The 14,030-nt window shown below is 62.8% G+C and carries 10 protein-coding genes, 1 tRNA gene and 1 pseudogene; 8 read left to right on the forward strand and 4 right to left on the reverse strand.

The features are described from left to right. Nucleotides 1-77 precede the first annotated feature (77 nt). The gene (locus KY494_RS14755) at nt 78-617 is read right to left on the reverse strand and encodes a DUF2058 domain-containing protein (RefSeq protein WP_096233723.1); all 540 of its coding nucleotides are present in this window, start codon (nt 615-617) and stop codon (nt 78-80) included. Nucleotides 618-883: 266 nt separating this feature from the next. On the opposite strand from KY494_RS14755, the gene KY494_RS14760 reads away from it, so the two are divergent. The 4 genes from KY494_RS14760 (at nt 884) to KY494_RS14775 (ending at nt 6,555) form a co-directional block, all read left to right on the forward strand. Further along, on the forward strand, nt 884-1,189 hold the full coding sequence (locus KY494_RS14760) for a PsiF family protein (protein WP_219136695.1): 306 nt from the start codon (nt 884-886) through the stop codon (nt 1,187-1,189). A gap of 88 nt (nt 1,190-1,277) precedes the next feature. Then, nucleotides 1,278-1,667, forward strand: a complete 390-nt coding sequence (locus KY494_RS14765) for an energy transducer TonB (RefSeq protein WP_219887342.1) — start codon at nt 1,278-1,280, stop codon at nt 1,665-1,667. A gap of 134 nt (nt 1,668-1,801) precedes the next feature. Further along, the gene (locus tag KY494_RS14770; protein ID WP_219887343.1) at nt 1,802-4,063 is read left to right on the forward strand and encodes a bifunctional diguanylate cyclase/phosphodiesterase; all 2,262 of its coding nucleotides are present in this window, start codon (nt 1,802-1,804) and stop codon (nt 4,061-4,063) included. Nucleotides 4,064-4,155: 92 nt separating this feature from the next. Beyond that, on the forward strand, nt 4,156-6,555 hold the full coding sequence (locus KY494_RS14775) for a S9 family peptidase (RefSeq protein ID WP_219887344.1): 2,400 nt from the start codon (nt 4,156-4,158) through the stop codon (nt 6,553-6,555). Nucleotides 6,556-6,691: 136 nt separating this feature from the next. Here the strand turns inward: KY494_RS14775 and KY494_RS14780 are convergent, their stop codons facing one another. Continuing rightward, nucleotides 6,692-7,687, reverse strand: a complete 996-nt coding sequence (locus tag KY494_RS14780) for a cytochrome-c peroxidase (RefSeq protein WP_219887345.1) — start codon at nt 7,685-7,687, stop codon at nt 6,692-6,694. Between the two features lie 208 nt (nt 7,688-7,895). On the opposite strand from KY494_RS14780, the gene KY494_RS14785 reads away from it, so the two are divergent. Continuing rightward, nucleotides 7,896-8,333 (forward strand): hypothetical protein, encoded by a 438-nt coding sequence (locus KY494_RS14785; protein WP_219887346.1) that lies wholly within the window; start codon nt 7,896-7,898, stop codon nt 8,331-8,333. A gap of 42 nt (nt 8,334-8,375) precedes the next feature. Here KY494_RS14785 and KY494_RS14790 read toward each other — a convergent pair whose 3' ends face one another. Beyond that, on the reverse strand, nt 8,376-9,134 hold the full coding sequence (locus KY494_RS14790) for a hypothetical protein (protein WP_258194251.1): 759 nt from the start codon (nt 9,132-9,134) through the stop codon (nt 8,376-8,378). 131 nt (nt 9,135-9,265) lie between these two features. On the opposite strand from KY494_RS14790, the gene KY494_RS14795 reads away from it, so the two are divergent. After that, nucleotides 9,266-9,341: transfer RNA gene (locus KY494_RS14795), tRNA-Phe, on the forward strand. A gap of 190 nt (nt 9,342-9,531) precedes the next feature. On the opposite strand, the gene KY494_RS14800 is transcribed toward KY494_RS14795, so the two are convergent. Next, on the reverse strand, nt 9,532-10,662 hold the full coding sequence (locus tag KY494_RS14800; protein ID WP_219887347.1) for an SEL1-like repeat protein: 1,131 nt from the start codon (nt 10,660-10,662) through the stop codon (nt 9,532-9,534). 595 nt (nt 10,663-11,257) lie between these two features. Between KY494_RS14800 and KY494_RS30035 the strand changes: the two genes are divergently transcribed. Both KY494_RS30035 and KY494_RS14810 read left to right on the forward strand, forming a co-directional pair. Further along, nucleotides 11,258-11,599, forward strand: coding sequence for a collagen-like protein (locus KY494_RS30035; protein WP_219136688.1), 342 nt, complete (start codon nt 11,258-11,260; stop codon nt 11,597-11,599). 123 nt (nt 11,600-11,722) lie between these two features. After that, nucleotides 11,723-14,008 (forward strand): annotated as a pseudogene (locus KY494_RS14810) (acyl-CoA dehydrogenase); the annotation flags it as partial. Nucleotides 14,009-14,030: the final 22 nt, after the last annotated feature.

The raw sequence follows: 14,030 nt of genomic DNA on the forward strand, positions 1-14,030 counted from the left end.
GCACGCATATGAAAACGGGCCGTTCCCGGCCCGTTCGCTACCCTCATCCGGCGCACTTGGCGCCAGGTAACACCTTCTTACCACATCAAATCATCAGGAATCTGGAACGCCGCATACGGATCGTCCTCGTCCACTTGCGTGCTGGCCTGTTTCACGCGCACGACGATGGCGGGATCGCGTTCGGCGATCTTGTCGGCGATGATGCGCGGCACCAGTTCCACGGCGCCGCCCAGGCAGATGATCACCAGGCGGCCCGCCACCAGGTGGGCTTGCACGGCGGCCGTCACGTAGATGCGCTCGATTTTGTTGTTAAACGTGAAGTTGTACGGCAGCTCGCCGTGGTTGCCCTTGCTCTGGCGGTTCTTTTGCACCATTTGCGCAATCTGCGCCACGATGGCCTTCTGATTGGCGGCCGCGTCGCGCTGGGCGTTCAGTTCGCGCGCGCGTTCGGCGTTCTTGCGCTGGGTCTCGAGCGCGGCCAGACGCACCTCATCGACACTTTGCGTGCCGCTCTTGCGCTCGTCCTTTTTTTGCTTGCTCTTGTCCTGGTTGGCCAGCTTGACCTTCTTCTTGTCGACCAGGCCGGCCTTTAAAAACTGCTCTTGCAACGAGACCATAACTACTCCGTATTGAGGGTGCGCCGGCCAAGGCAGCGGCATCGGCCGGTGGAAAGACGCTAGCATAGCAAAAAACAGGACCGCTGCCGCCGCAGAATGACCGCCCGGGCCAGCCGACGGGCGCCTTGTGCCTATCGGTAACAAAAAGACACACACGAGTGGGAATTTTGTTGATAAATGTCATATAGTTAGTTACGTTCTGCATATCGGCAGTGAGCTGCCGATTGCATGTCCCCTTCCATCGCCTGCGTCTACAAGGATTTGCCATGAAACAATTAATCGCCCTCTGCATCGCTGCCGCGTTTGCCAGCACCGCCTTTGCCGCCGCACCGGAAGCGGCCCCAGTCGCCAAGACGGCGCAACAGTCGAAAATGACCACCTGCAATGCCGATGCCGCCGGCAAGAAAGGCGATGAGCGCAAAACCTTCATGAAGGAGTGCCTGAGCGCCAAGCCGGCACCGGCCATGACGCAGCAAAACAAGATGAAAACATGCAATGCCGACGCCAAGGACATGAAGGGCGACGCGCGCAAGGCATTCATGAAAGAATGCCTGAGCGCGCCAAAGAAATAAGCGCCCGTTCGAAGCGCCAGTGTGCGCTTCACCCCACAGCGCCAGCCGACAGGCTGGCTTTTTTTTGTTCCGAATATGGAGTTCCCTTTTGCCCTATCGCCTGCCCCCTTCCTCTGCCAGCAGCCTGCTGGCCACCGCCTGCCTCGCCATCGTCCTGAGCGGCTGTCACACGGCCACGCCGACGCCGGTCGCGGCAGCTGCCGTGCGCGTGCCGGCCAGCATGCCGGCCGGCTGCACCCAGCCAGCCTGGCCCCCGGGCGAAAAACGGCGCGGCGCCCAAGGCAGGGTGACCTTGCACTTCACGGTGGAAGCGGATGGCCAGGTCAGCAAAGCGGCAGTCATCCGCTCCAGCGGCTATCCCGCCCTCGACGAGGCGGCCCGCGATACGCTGGCCAAATGCGTCTTCCAGCCGGAAACGCTGGATGGCAAGCCCGTCGCCAGCAAGGTGATCATGCCCTACCAATGGATCAATGAATGAGGCAGCAACGCTGAACGCTGAACGCAGGCAATCATGATGAATGATCAAGATGACATGGAGAAAGATAGCGCGTAGTATTTAGTCAACCTACTGCTCAGTACGGTTACACGGCATTCTGGAGAAAGGACGGCAGCGTGGCGGCGTCGAACGATCTCGCGCACTGGCGCGGCCAGGTCTTTGACCGCCTGCTGCAGGTGGTGCTGCTGCTTGGCTGCGTGACGGCCATTCCCAGCGCGTTGCTGGCCGCGAGCGAAGCCATCTGGTCCATCGTCGCCCTCGACTTGCTGGCCATCGGCTGGATCGACGTCATCTGGCATCTGCGCGCCATGCCCTACCGCTGGCGCGTGTGGCAATTCCTCATCGTCGCCTACCTGGTAGGCGTGGGCCTGCTGCTGAAAATCGGCCCCGTCAGCCAGATCTACATGATGCTCATGCCCGTGCTGGCGGCGCTGCTGCTGGGCATGCGGCCAGCCTTGTCGACCCTGGCCCTGACCTCGCTGACCATCTTTTTCCTCGGCCTGCACCCGGACGTCGCCCTGCACCTGCCGGGCACGCCCGATTCTCCCGTGCTGCGCGCACTGATCGTGGCCCTGAACTTCCTGTTTATCGCCGCCGTGCTGACCCTGTCCTGCGCCTTTCTGCTGCGCCACCTGGAAGACAGCAGCCAGACCCTGTCGCAGCTCAACGCCGAGCTGCGCCTGACGGCCACGGCGCTGGCCCGCCTGAACGACATGGTGATGATCGCCGAAGTGCTGGACGGCCCGCCCGGCCCCGGCGCCGGCACGGTATCGGCCACGCGCATCATCTTCGTCAACGACGCCTTCAGGCGCAGCAGCGGCTATGCGCGCGCCGAGGTGCTGGGCCGCAGCCTGCTGTTCCAGCAAGGCCCCGCCACCGATGCGGGCGAACTGGCGCGCATCGCCGCCGCCATGGCCAGCGCCCAGCCGGCCAGGGCGGAATTGCTGAACTACAACAAGGCCGGCAAGGCGTACTGGGTCGAAGCGGAACTGGTACCGTTTACAGATGCGGACGGCAGGCAGACGCACTGGGTGGCTGTCGAACGCGAAATCGACGAGCGCAAGCGATCGGAAGCGGACATCCACCGCCTGGCCTTCTACGACGTGCTGACGGGCTTGCCCAACCGGCGCCTGCTGATGGACCGCATCGCCCATTTGCTGGCCGCCGCGCCGCGCGACCAGTCCATCAGCGCGCTGATGTTCATCGACCTCGACCACTTCAAGCACATCAATGACGCGCGCGGCCATGCCACGGGCGACGCGCTGCTGCGCCTGGCGGGAGAACGGCTGGCGCAGCTGATGCGCAAGGCCGACACGGTGGCGCGCATCGGCGGCGACGAATTCGTCGTGCTGCTGGCGCACCTGGCCGATGATTTGCACGGCGCGGCCCATGCGGCGGCCCAGGTGGCCGAGAAAATCCGCACCGCCATCGCGCGCGACTTCGATATCGAGGGGCAGTCGTATCATTGCAGCGCCAGCATCGGCGTGACCCTGCTGCCGAAAGCGGGCCAGCAGGCGCACGACCTGCTGCGCGAAGCCGATATCGCCATGTACCGCGCCAAGGCGGAAGGGCGCAACGGCATCGCCTTCTTTGAAGCGGTCATGCAAGCGGACGTGGAGCGCCGCCTGACGCTGGAACGGGCGCTGGCGCGCGCCCTCGACATGGGCCAATTGTGCATGCACGTGCAGCCCCAGGTCGACCGCGATGGACGGGTCACGGGCGCCGAAATGCTGATGCGCTGGCCGCAGCCGGACGGCAGCTTTATCGCACCGGGCATCTTCATCCCCATCGCCGAGGAATCGGGACTGATCGTCAGGCTGGGGCACTGGGCCCTGCGCGAAGCGTGCCGCGCCGCCAGGGTGCTGGCGCAGGCGGGACAGCCCGTCGCCCTGTCCGTGAATGTGAGTCCGGCCCAGTTTCGCCAGCCCGATTTTTCCTCCCGCGTGCAGGCGGCGCTGGCCGAACACGGCACGCCGGCCGCCGCCCTGATCCTGGAACTGACGGAAGGCTTGCTGATCGACCAGCGCGACGCCTCGCTGGCGCGCATGCGCGAACTGGCAACCCTGGGCATCCGCTTTTCCATCGATGATTTCGGCACCGGCTATTCCAGCCTCGCCTACCTGACCTCGATGCCGCTGTACGAACTCAAAATCGACAAACGCTTCATCGACGACACGCCGCGCGACACGGCCATCGTGCAGGCGATCCTGGCCATGGCGCGCCACCTGGGCTTGCGCGTGGTGGCCGAAGGCGTGGAAACGCAGGAGCAGGCCGACTTCCTCGTCGCCCACGATTGCGACGGCTTGCAGGGTTACCTGTATGCGCGGCCGATGCCGCTAGCCGACTTTCTCGCCTGGCTGGCCCGGCAGCAAGCTTAGCTTTCCGACATTTCCTGAACGAAACTCCTCCGCTAGAATACGGGCCTCATAGCCTGTACCTTCACCATCCCCTTTTTTTAAAGCGATCCCCGATGCGTCTGGTTCTTCCCCTGCTGCCGCTCCTGCTGCCGCTGCTGCTCTCTCTGCTGCCCACCGCGCATGCAGCCCCGCCCTCCACCACCGCACCCACGCCCATCACCCTGGACCAGGCCATGGCCGATCCCGACTGGATCGGCACGCCCGTCGAAGCGGCATGGTGGGGCTGGAACGGCCAGCTCTACTACAAGCAAAAGCGCCTCGGCTCGCCCCTGCGCAACACCTATCAATTGCCTGGCGCGAACGCCAAGCTCAATAGCGGCAAGAAGGTCGACGACGCGCAATTGGCCAACCTCGATGGCCAGCAGATGGTCGTCAACCGGGCCGGCACGCGCGCCATCCTGCTGCGCAATGGCGACTTGTTCGAGCGCGACCTGAAAAACGGCGCCTTGACGCAAATCACGCGCGGCGTCCCGGCCATCAGCGACCCGCAATACTCAAACGACGGCGGCGCCGTGCAATACCGTAGCGGCACCGACTGGTTCAGCTGGAGCCGCGTGGACCGCCTGAGCGCGCCCGTCGCCCTGCTGCGCGCGGCCAAGGACCCGGACGCCAAGCCGGAAGCGGACGCCCTGCGCGAATTGCAGCTGCGCCTGATCGTCAACCTGGCGCGCCAGAAGGAAGACCGCGATACGAGCCGCGAACGCCGCCACGCAGAGCGCCGCCTGGACAGCACGCGCGCACCGGAACCGATCTACCTGGGCGAGAAAGTCACGATTTCCGGCAGCGCCCTGTCGCCGGACGGCCGCTGGCTGCTGTTCGTTACGCAAGACAAGGCCGCCGAAAAGGGCAAGCTGGGCAAACTGGCCCGCTACGTGACGGAAACGGGCTACCCGGAAGCGGACGACGAGCGCACGCGCGTGGGCCGCAACATGCCGATTGCGCAAAGCCTGAAGCTGGCCGACCTGCGCACGGGCCAGGTACGTGACATCGCTTTCGACAGCCTGCCCGGCATCGCGGTCGATCCGCTGGCGCTTCTGCGCGCCGAGCAAAAACTGCCGCCGTTGAAAGGCAACCGCGCCGTGCGCATCGACGCCCAGCGCGACGGCATCGCCTGGACCGACGACGGTTCCAAGGTGGCCGTGCGCGTGCGCGCCATCGACAACAAGGACGGCTGGCTCGCCAACGTCGACCTGGCCAACGGCGCCTTGCTGCCCGTGCACCGCATCAGCGACGCGGCCTGGGTCAACCGCCGCGCCGAGGAATTCGGCTGGCTGCCCGACAATGCCACCCTGTGGTATCTGTCCGAGGAAAGCGGCTACGCCCACCTGTACACGAAAACGGGCGCGGCTCCGGCGCGCGCCTTGACCAGCGGCCAGTGGGAAGTGAGCGCCGTCGAATGGAGCCGCGACGGCAAGAATGCGTATTTCATGTGCAACCGGCAGGCGCCGGGTACGTATGAAGTGTGCGCCAGCACTGCCAAAGAGGGCGGCGCGCGCGAAGTGACGAACTTGAAAGGCGTGGAAAACTTCGGCCTGTCGCCCGATAACGGCAAGCTGCTGCTGCGCTATTCCACCAGCTATATGCCGGCCCAGCTGGCGACGATTTCCGTTGCAGGCGGCAAGGAAAATATCCTGACGGATACGCGCAGCGACGCCTTCAAGGCGCGCAACTGGGTCATGCCGGAGCTGGTGCAAGTGCCGTCCACGCATGGCGCGGCACCGATCTGGGCCAAGCTGTACCGGCCCGCAACACTGGAAGCAGGAAAACAGTATCCGATCGTCATGTTCGCGCACGGCGCCGGCTACCTGCAGAATGTCACGCAGCGTTACCCCGTCTACTTCCGCGAACAGATGTTCCACAACCTGCTGGTGGAGCAGGGCTATATCGTGCTCGACGTCGACTACCGCGCCTCGCTCGGCTACGGCAGCGCCTGGCGCACGGCCATCTACCGCCAGATGGGCCACCCGGAACTGGAAGATTTTATTGACGGCGCCAACTGGCTGGCAGCGCAACACCAGGGCGACATCAAGAACGTGGGCATCTATGGCGGCAGTTATGGCGGCTTCATGAGCCTGATGGCCCTGATGCGCGCCCCGGAAATCTTCAAGTCCGGCGCCGCGCTGCGTCCCGTGACGGACTGGACCACCTACAACCACGAATACACGGCGAACATTCTGAACACGCCGGACGTCGATCCGCAGGCGTATAAAATCTCGTCGCCGATCGAATACGCGGATAAGCTGACGGGCAACCTGCTGATCGCCCATGGCATGATCGACGATAACGTGTTTTACCAGGATTCCGTGCGCCTGTCGCAACGCTTGATCGAGCTCAAAAAGGATAACTGGGAAATGGCCAGCTACCCGATGGAGCGCCACGGCTTCGTGCAGCCGGAAGCGTGGTATGACGAGTACCGGCGGATTTATCAGTTGTTCCAAAGAACCTTGAAGTAATCGTCATTGCCCGGCCCGCTCGGCAAAAACTGTCGGATTACGCGAGGCGAGGCCTCGCTAATCCGACCTACTCGCTCAGGCGTAGGTCGGATTAGCGGCGCAGCCGCGTAATCCGACACCCCCACACTCCAATTACTCAGTCAAACGGCACGGGCCGCGGTGTCGTGTCCGACGATGGCGGCAGGATCGGCAGCACGAGCTGCGGCTGCTTGCCCGTCAGGGTTTTCAGGAAGGCGACCAGCTTGCCATTTTCATCGGGCGTAAAGGTGCGGCCTAGTTGCAAGCGGCCCATCACGTCGACGGCTTGCGTCAGGGTCGCCGCTTCGCCATCGTGGAAATAGGGGTACGTCAATTCCACGTTGCGCAGGGTCGGCACCTTGAAGTTGAAACGGTCGGCATCCTTGCCCGTCACGGCCGAGCGCCCTTGCGCCGTCATCGCCGTTTTGTACGGTTCCACCACGCCCATCTTCTGGAAAGTATTGCCGCCCACGGCGGGACCGTTATGGCAGGCGATGCAGCCGCTCGATTTGAACAGCTGATAGCCGGCCAGCTCGTCTTTCGTCAGCGCGCTTTTCTTGCCCATCAGCCATTGGTCGAAGCGCGAACCGGGGGTCACCAGCACTTCCTCGAAGGCGGCGATGGCGCGCGTGACTTGCTCGATGGTCAATTTATCCTGGCCGAACACTTGCCGAAATTCCGCGCGGTAGGCGGGAATCGAGGCCAGCACGTCGATGGCCAGCGCGTGCGTAAAAGCCATCTCGCCGGGATTGGCGATGGGACCACCCGCCTGCTCCTGCAAATCCTTGGCGCGGCCATCCCAGAATTGCGCCACGTTCATGCTGGCATTGAGCACCGTGGGTGAATTGATGGGCCCGCGCTGCCAGTTGTGGCCGATCGAGGTCTTGATGTTGTCCGTGCCGCCCATGCTCAGGTTATGGCAGCTATTGCAGGAAATAAAGCCCGAACGCGACAGGCGCGGGTCGAAAAACAGTTTCTTGCCCAGCTCGACCATCGCCGGATTGGTCACCTTGGCGGCAGTGATGGGCTGGATCGGCTCCTTTTCAGCGGCGTGCAGCACGCCGCCGAAGGCCAGGCTGGTGATGAAGAGGAAGGGTGAGAGGGTGCGGCGCATAGTCTAACTCCTGGAAACATTCCCGAATCGGCGGCACGCGCCGGCGCGGGAATGCAGCGCACCGACCCGGTTGCCACCCGTACATCGCTGATTGGATGTTGATTTATATTAACTTTGACGGGTTGACAATGGAAATGACCGGGATCAAGGTTCTGGCCAAGTGCGAATCGTGCTTGCCATTTACGCAAGCGTGGCACATGATGAAGGCATGCAAACGACCACCTCCCCCGCACTGTTGCCCCTGCTGCGCGCCGCGTGCGCCAGCTTCCTGCTGCTTGCCGCCAGCGCCTGCGGCAGCGCCCCCGCACAAGATGCGCCGCCCGCGCCCGGCAATGCCGGCTTGCTGGCGCAAATCCAGGCGGAAGTGGGCGCCGCCGCTTGCGATTCCACCCAGCAATGCCAAACCATCGCCATCGGCGCCAAGGCTTGCGGCGGCCCCGAGCGCTACCTGGCCTGGTCCAGCAAGGAGCATGATGGCAAGAAACTCAAGGCACTGGCCCAGGCGCAAGCCGAGGCGAGCCGCAAGCAACAGCAGGCGGACGGCATGATGTCGACCTGCTCCATCGTCACGGACCCGGGCGCCACCTGCGAAGCGGGACGCTGCGTGCTGCAAAAGAGCGGCCTGGGCGGCAGCTCGGCGATGTAAAAAAAGCCGCTGGATCAGCGGCTTGGCGGGTTCTGCAACAGGTCAGGACTGCAGCTGCAAGGTCTTGATGATTTTGCTTTCCACCTTCTCGCCCGCGCCCGAGGTGGCATTCTTGCTTTCCTTGCGCAGCAGCAATAAATGGTCGCCGCTGACGCCATACTGGCGCGTTTCGTCCGTCTTTTGCGTAAAGCTGACGACGACAAAGGCGCGCCCGCTGACGTCAAAGTGGAAATGGCTGGCCAGCGGCGTGCCGTCGGCGGCGATCCACACCTCGATGCCACCTTCGAACTTCTTCACATACTTGCGGTCTTTCTCAGGCACCTTGTCGAGCGACAAGGTAAAACTGAGCAGGCGCGCCGGCTTGCCCTTGTAGTTATCGATCTTCTCGCCGCTGAACACGGCTTCCTCGATTTCGCGCGACAGGGCATCGGCCGCCGACACCATGGAGTGCAGCTCCGTCGCCTTCATTTCTCCCAGCGCAAAGCCGATCGGCGTCTTGACCTTCGGATCTTTCACCCTGGCGCGCTGCTCGGCTTCCACTTTCGCCAGCAAGTCCTTACTGTAGAGCACCTGCAAGCCCGCCGGCCCGCCCTCGACAGCCACCGTGGCCTGGCCGCTATCGTCTTCCGCCGCTTTGCCCTCGCCCTCGCGGCGCCAGGTTTTCGATTCGACCTGCGCCTTGATCGGCATCTGGCCCTGCAAACGCGCCAGCGCCGCATTCAGATCGGCCAAGCCATCGGCCCGCGCCGTACCGCAAAACAAACTGAACAAGCCCGCAGCCGCCAGGCCCTGCACTCCCATACGTCGCCGCATCGCCACATCCCTTCAAGTCATACAAGGATGCCAAAACACCATGTTTTGGCCATCTGTTGCATTTGAACACAGCTAGCTCTGGTCAGGTGGAAAGTCTTTCTGCTATAATTCGCCGCCTTGGCCTGGTAGCTCAGTCGGTAGAGCAGAGGATTGAAAATCCTTGTGTCGGTGGTTCGATTCCGCCCCGGGCCACCAAGAATTCAGCAGTAAATAGCAAAAAAGCCAACCTTCGGGTTGGCTTTTTGTTTGCAGGCTCAAAAAAATCTTTGCCCTGGTCCATCTATGTTGCCCGGTAGGCCACCGTACTTCGGGCGGCTCCACTTGTTGCTCAGCGTTAATATACTCTACCATGCCGAGCACGACCGCCTGAGATCAGGGCGTAGGACTATTCAGTGCGTGGCACCCATGCCTTAACCTTTGCAAACATTTTTTCATGCGCCGCATCTGTCTCATTGCTGTCAAAGGAAGCAAGTAGCTTGGATAGGGTTGCGGCTTTATGGCCTCTGAAGCTAGATAACAGGCACCAGAAATAAGCTTGCTGAATATCCTGCGGGACGCCTCTGCCGTAAAGGTACATCAAGCTCAAATTGTACTGCGCACCGGCATCGCCTTGATCCGCCGCTCGCCGATACCATTTGACCGCTTGCTTCTCATCCTTGATAGGCCCGCGACTGCTGGCATACAGCACACCCAGATTGTATTGCGCGTCGACGTAGCCTTGCTCCGCAGCCTTCCGATACCAGGTCGAGGCTTCCTCTTCGTCACGCGGCCCCCCTGTACCGTTGACATAAGCCAATGCCAAACTGAACTGTCCACGCGCACTCCCCTGCGCCGCCGCTTTTCGATACCAACTCACAGCTTGCTGCTCGTCTTTCGGGACACCATCCCCACTGGCGAACGCCAAGCCCAATTCAAGCTGTGCGTTGGCATGCCCTTGTTCAGCAGCCTTGCGATACCAGGTCACCGCCTGCTGTGCGTCCTCATGCATGCCCCACCCGTCTGTCGCTGCCGTTCCCATACGATATTGAGCGCGAGCAAACCCATTATCGGCGGCTCTGCGATACCAACTGATAGCTTGCGCTGGTTCCTTGGAAACGCCATGTCCGAATTCGTACATCACTCCCATGACAAACTGTGCGAGAGCGTAGCCCTGCTCCGCCGCCTTGCGATTCCAAGCCAGAGCCTGCTGCCAATCCTGGGGGACTCCCTTTCCTTTGCCGTACATTACGGCCAGGTTCTGCTGCGCATTGGCCAAGCCCTGCTCCGCAGCTTTTCGATACCATGAAACCGCCCGTTGCTCATCTTTTGAAGTACCCACGCCATTGGCGTACATCTCGCCCAACTTGTTCTGTGCCACCGCATTACCATCCTCAGCAAGTTTCGCGTAGCCCGTTAAAGACGCAGGGTAATCTTTCGCCTCATATGCCGTGTTGACTTCGTCTAATGTCGGGGACGAAATAGCGGCTTCGGCAGCAAGTGCGAGCGTCAACAGGCATGTCAAAAAATAGAATTTCATGGTTGAATGACCTTTATCAGAAAAAATTCTGCCAAACCATTTAATCGGAAATTCGCTACATTGGAATGCGGGCCGAAGCGTTCGGTCGACGTTCGTTTCGAACAGGCACTCGGACTGGTCAGCGGATAGTGTCTACCTTTTATGCGGCAGCCGATGACTAAAATGAGAGATCGTTGCCCTTGATCAACTATGGTTTGATGTGCGCCCACCGTACTCCGGGATGCCAGATTGATCGCACTATGTTGATTTCCAGGAATTATCTCGAATATAAATAAAAATGTAATTTGTTTAATATCGCCCAGCATCGAAATTGAAAATCCTTGCATCGGTGGTTCGATACCACCCGGGCACCAAGAATTCAGCAGCACATAGCAAAAACCTTCCATCCCACCGCTATGTACGCAAACGTACGGACTGCAGCCGCGCAAGAGCCCATGCTGCAGGCAGACCAAACACCCTTCCCGCCGCCAGCGCCCTGCGCGACGCGGCAGACGGGGTGCCAGGTCAGCTCTCCCCGCCACACCGCCATGCGAAACTCGCGCCCGACGCCGTCGAGCCGTTCCGTACATAACGGCACACTGCCAAAGGATGCATCATGAAAACTACCCTGATATTGCTCGCGCTCGCCTCTACCCTCGCCCTGACCGCTTGCCAGCGCGAAGCGCCACCCGCGCCGACCGTCGTGCAAGTCGTTCCCGGCCCTGCCGGCGCGCCTGGTCCTGCCGGCGCTACCGGTGCCAAGGGCGCTGAAGCCCCTGCCGGTGCGACGGGTGCCACCGGCGCCACGGGCCAGACCGGCGACAGCGGTGCCGCCGGATACGATGGCGCGAAGGGCGCTACCGGCGCTACTGGCGCACAAGGCAACGATGGCACCAAGGGCGACGACGGCGCCAAGGGCAAAACGGGCGACACGGTGATTGTCGTTCCACAACGCTAATCCGTCTCACGCCAGACACCACAACGCCAACCCCTGCGGTTGGCGTTGTGCGTATGCGCTGTACCGCACAGTAACATCGGCCACATCGGCCTACCCTGTTGTCATTACACAGGGAGATATCGCATGCTGACGATCATACTGATGGTGGCCCTGCTGGGCCTGGTTCTACTATTCGCGCCCGGCCCCGTGCGCCGCGCCCTGCTCGCTCCGCGCCTGCTGGCCTTGTTCAAGCGCATCCTGCCGACCATGTCCGACACGGAACGCGACGCCCTCGAGGCGGGCACCACGTGGTGGGACGCCGACCTGTTTTCCGGCCGGCCCGACTGGCCCAAGCTGCTCGCGTATGGACCCGCTTCGCTGACCGCCGAGGAACGCCACTTTCTCGAGCACGACGTCGAGCGGCTGTGCGAACTGGTCAATGACTGGGAAACGCAGCAGCAACTCGACTTGCCACCGCAAGCGTGGGCCTACATGAAAAGCCAGGGTTTCCTCGGCATGATCATCCCGAAACAATACGGCGGCAAGCAATTCTCCGCCTACATGCATTCCCAAGTGGTGATGAAACTGTCGAGCCGCTGCTCGGCGCTGGCCGTGAGCGTGATGGTGCCCAATTCGCTGGGGCCTGCCGAACTGCTGCTGCACTACGGCACCGAAGAACAGAAAGATTACTACCTGCCGCGCCTGGCCGCCGGTACCGAGATTCCCTGCTTTGCCCTGACCAGCCCGTATGCGGGTTCCGACGCGGCCTCCATCCCCGACCTGGGCGTGGTGTGCATGGGCATGCATGAGGGGAAATCCACCCTGGGTTTCCGCCTCAGCTGGAACAAGCGCTACATCACGCTGGCGCCCGTCGCGACCTTGCTGGGGCTGGCGTTCCAGACCAGCGATCCCGAACATTTACTCTCCGACAACGATGCACCGGGCATCACCTGCGCCCTGATCCCCGCCAGCCACGACGGCGTGGTGATCGGCCGGCGCCACCATCCCTTGAACGCCGCGTTCCAGAACGGCCCCACGTCCGGCAACGATGTCTTCATCCCCATCGACTGGGTCATCGGTGGCCAGGCGCAAGTGGGCAAAGGCTGGCGCATGCTGATGGAATGCCTGGCGGCGGGGCGCGCCATCTCGCTGCCCTCGTCCAGCGTCGGCATGGGCAAGATGGCCGTGCGCGGCACCGGCGCGTACGCGGCCGTGCGGCGCCAGTTCAACATGCCGATCGGCAAGTTCGAAGGGGTGCAGGAAGCGCTGGCGCGCATGGGCGCCAACCTGTACCTGATGGACGCGGCCCGCACCTTGGCCGCGCACGCCGTCGACCTGGGCGAGAAGCCGGCCGTCATTTCCGCCATCGTCAAATACCACGTCACGGAACGGGGACGCGCGCTCGTCAACGACGGCATGGATATCCTCGGCGGCAAGGGCATCTGCGTGGGGCCGAACAATTTCCTCGCCAGCGCCTACCAGCAAATCCCCATCGCGATCACCGTCGAAGGCGCCAATATCCTCACGCGCAGCCTGATCATCTTCGGCCAGGGCGCCATCCGCGCGCATCCGTATGTACTCAGGGAAATGGCCGCCGTCCAGGAACCCGATGGCCGCAAAGCCCTGCGCGATTTCGATGCGGCCTTCTTCGGCCACGTGGGCTTTGTGCTGGGCAACCTGGCCAGGGGATGTTGGTACGGGCTGGGCGGCGCGCGCCTGGCGGCCGTGCCCGACGCCGGCGCACCCGCACTGGCGCCCTACTACCGCGCCCTGACGCGGCTGTCGACGGCGTTTGCCGTCATGACGGATATGTCGATGTTCGTGCTCGGTGGCGAACTCAAGCGCCGCGAACGGCTGTCCGCCCGGCTGGGCGACGTGCTGGCGCAGCTGTACCTGGCTTCGTCCGTGCTGAAGCGCTACGAGGACGATGGCCGGCCCGAGGCCGACATGCCCTATGTGCACTGGTCGCTGCAGGATGCGCTGCTCAAGGCGCAGCAGGGCTTGACGGGCGTGCTCGACAATTTCCCCGCGCGCGTGCTGGCCGTGCTGCTGCGCAGCTTGCTGTTTCCGTTCGGCCTGCCCCACCGTCCGCCGTCCGACGAACTCGGCAGCGAGGTGGCGCTGGCCCTGCAAACGCCGGGCGCCGACCGCGAACGCCTGCTGGCCGACGGCCATGTTGCCAGCGACAGCGGCGATCCCGTGGCTTGCGCCGAACGGGCGCTGGCCTTGCTGCCGGAAGTGCTGTCCATCGAAAAACGCCTGAAAGACACGCCCGAAGGCGCGGCCCTGCGGCACCTGCCGCAAAGCCTGTCCGCCATGCAGGCTTGGCTGGCCCCGGCCAAGGCGGCAGGCACCGTCAGCTGCCAGGAGCACAATACCTTGCTGGAATACGCGCGCCTGGTCGATGGCTTGATCCAGGTCGACGATTTTGCGCCCGCCGCAGCGCAGGAAA

The sequence above is a fragment of the Janthinobacterium sp. PAMC25594 genome, from assembly GCF_019443505.1.
Taxonomy (GTDB): domain Bacteria; phylum Pseudomonadota; class Gammaproteobacteria; order Burkholderiales; family Burkholderiaceae_D; genus Janthinobacterium.

Coding starts and splice junctions, on each gene's coding strand:
- KY494_RS30035 (WP_219136688.1), top strand. CDS start 11,258: ATGAAAACTACCCTGATATTGCTCGCGCTCGCCTCTACCCTCGCCCTG.
- KY494_RS14755 (WP_096233723.1), bottom strand. CDS start 617: ATGGTCTCGTTGCAAGAGCAGTTTTTAAAGGCCGGCCTGGTCGACAAG.
- KY494_RS14800 (WP_219887347.1), bottom strand. CDS start 10,662: ATGAAATTCTATTTTTTGACATGCCTGTTGACGCTCGCACTTGCTGCC.
- KY494_RS14785 (WP_219887346.1), top strand. CDS start 7,896: ATGCAAACGACCACCTCCCCCGCACTGTTGCCCCTGCTGCGCGCCGCG.
- KY494_RS14780 (WP_219887345.1), bottom strand. CDS start 7,687: ATGCGCCGCACCCTCTCACCCTTCCTCTTCATCACCAGCCTGGCCTTC.
- KY494_RS14790 (WP_258194251.1), bottom strand. CDS start 9,134: ATGGGAGTGCAGGGCCTGGCGGCTGCGGGCTTGTTCAGTTTGTTTTGC.
- KY494_RS14775 (WP_219887344.1), top strand. CDS start 4,156: ATGCGTCTGGTTCTTCCCCTGCTGCCGCTCCTGCTGCCGCTGCTGCTC.
- KY494_RS14760 (WP_219136695.1), top strand. CDS start 884: ATGAAACAATTAATCGCCCTCTGCATCGCTGCCGCGTTTGCCAGCACC.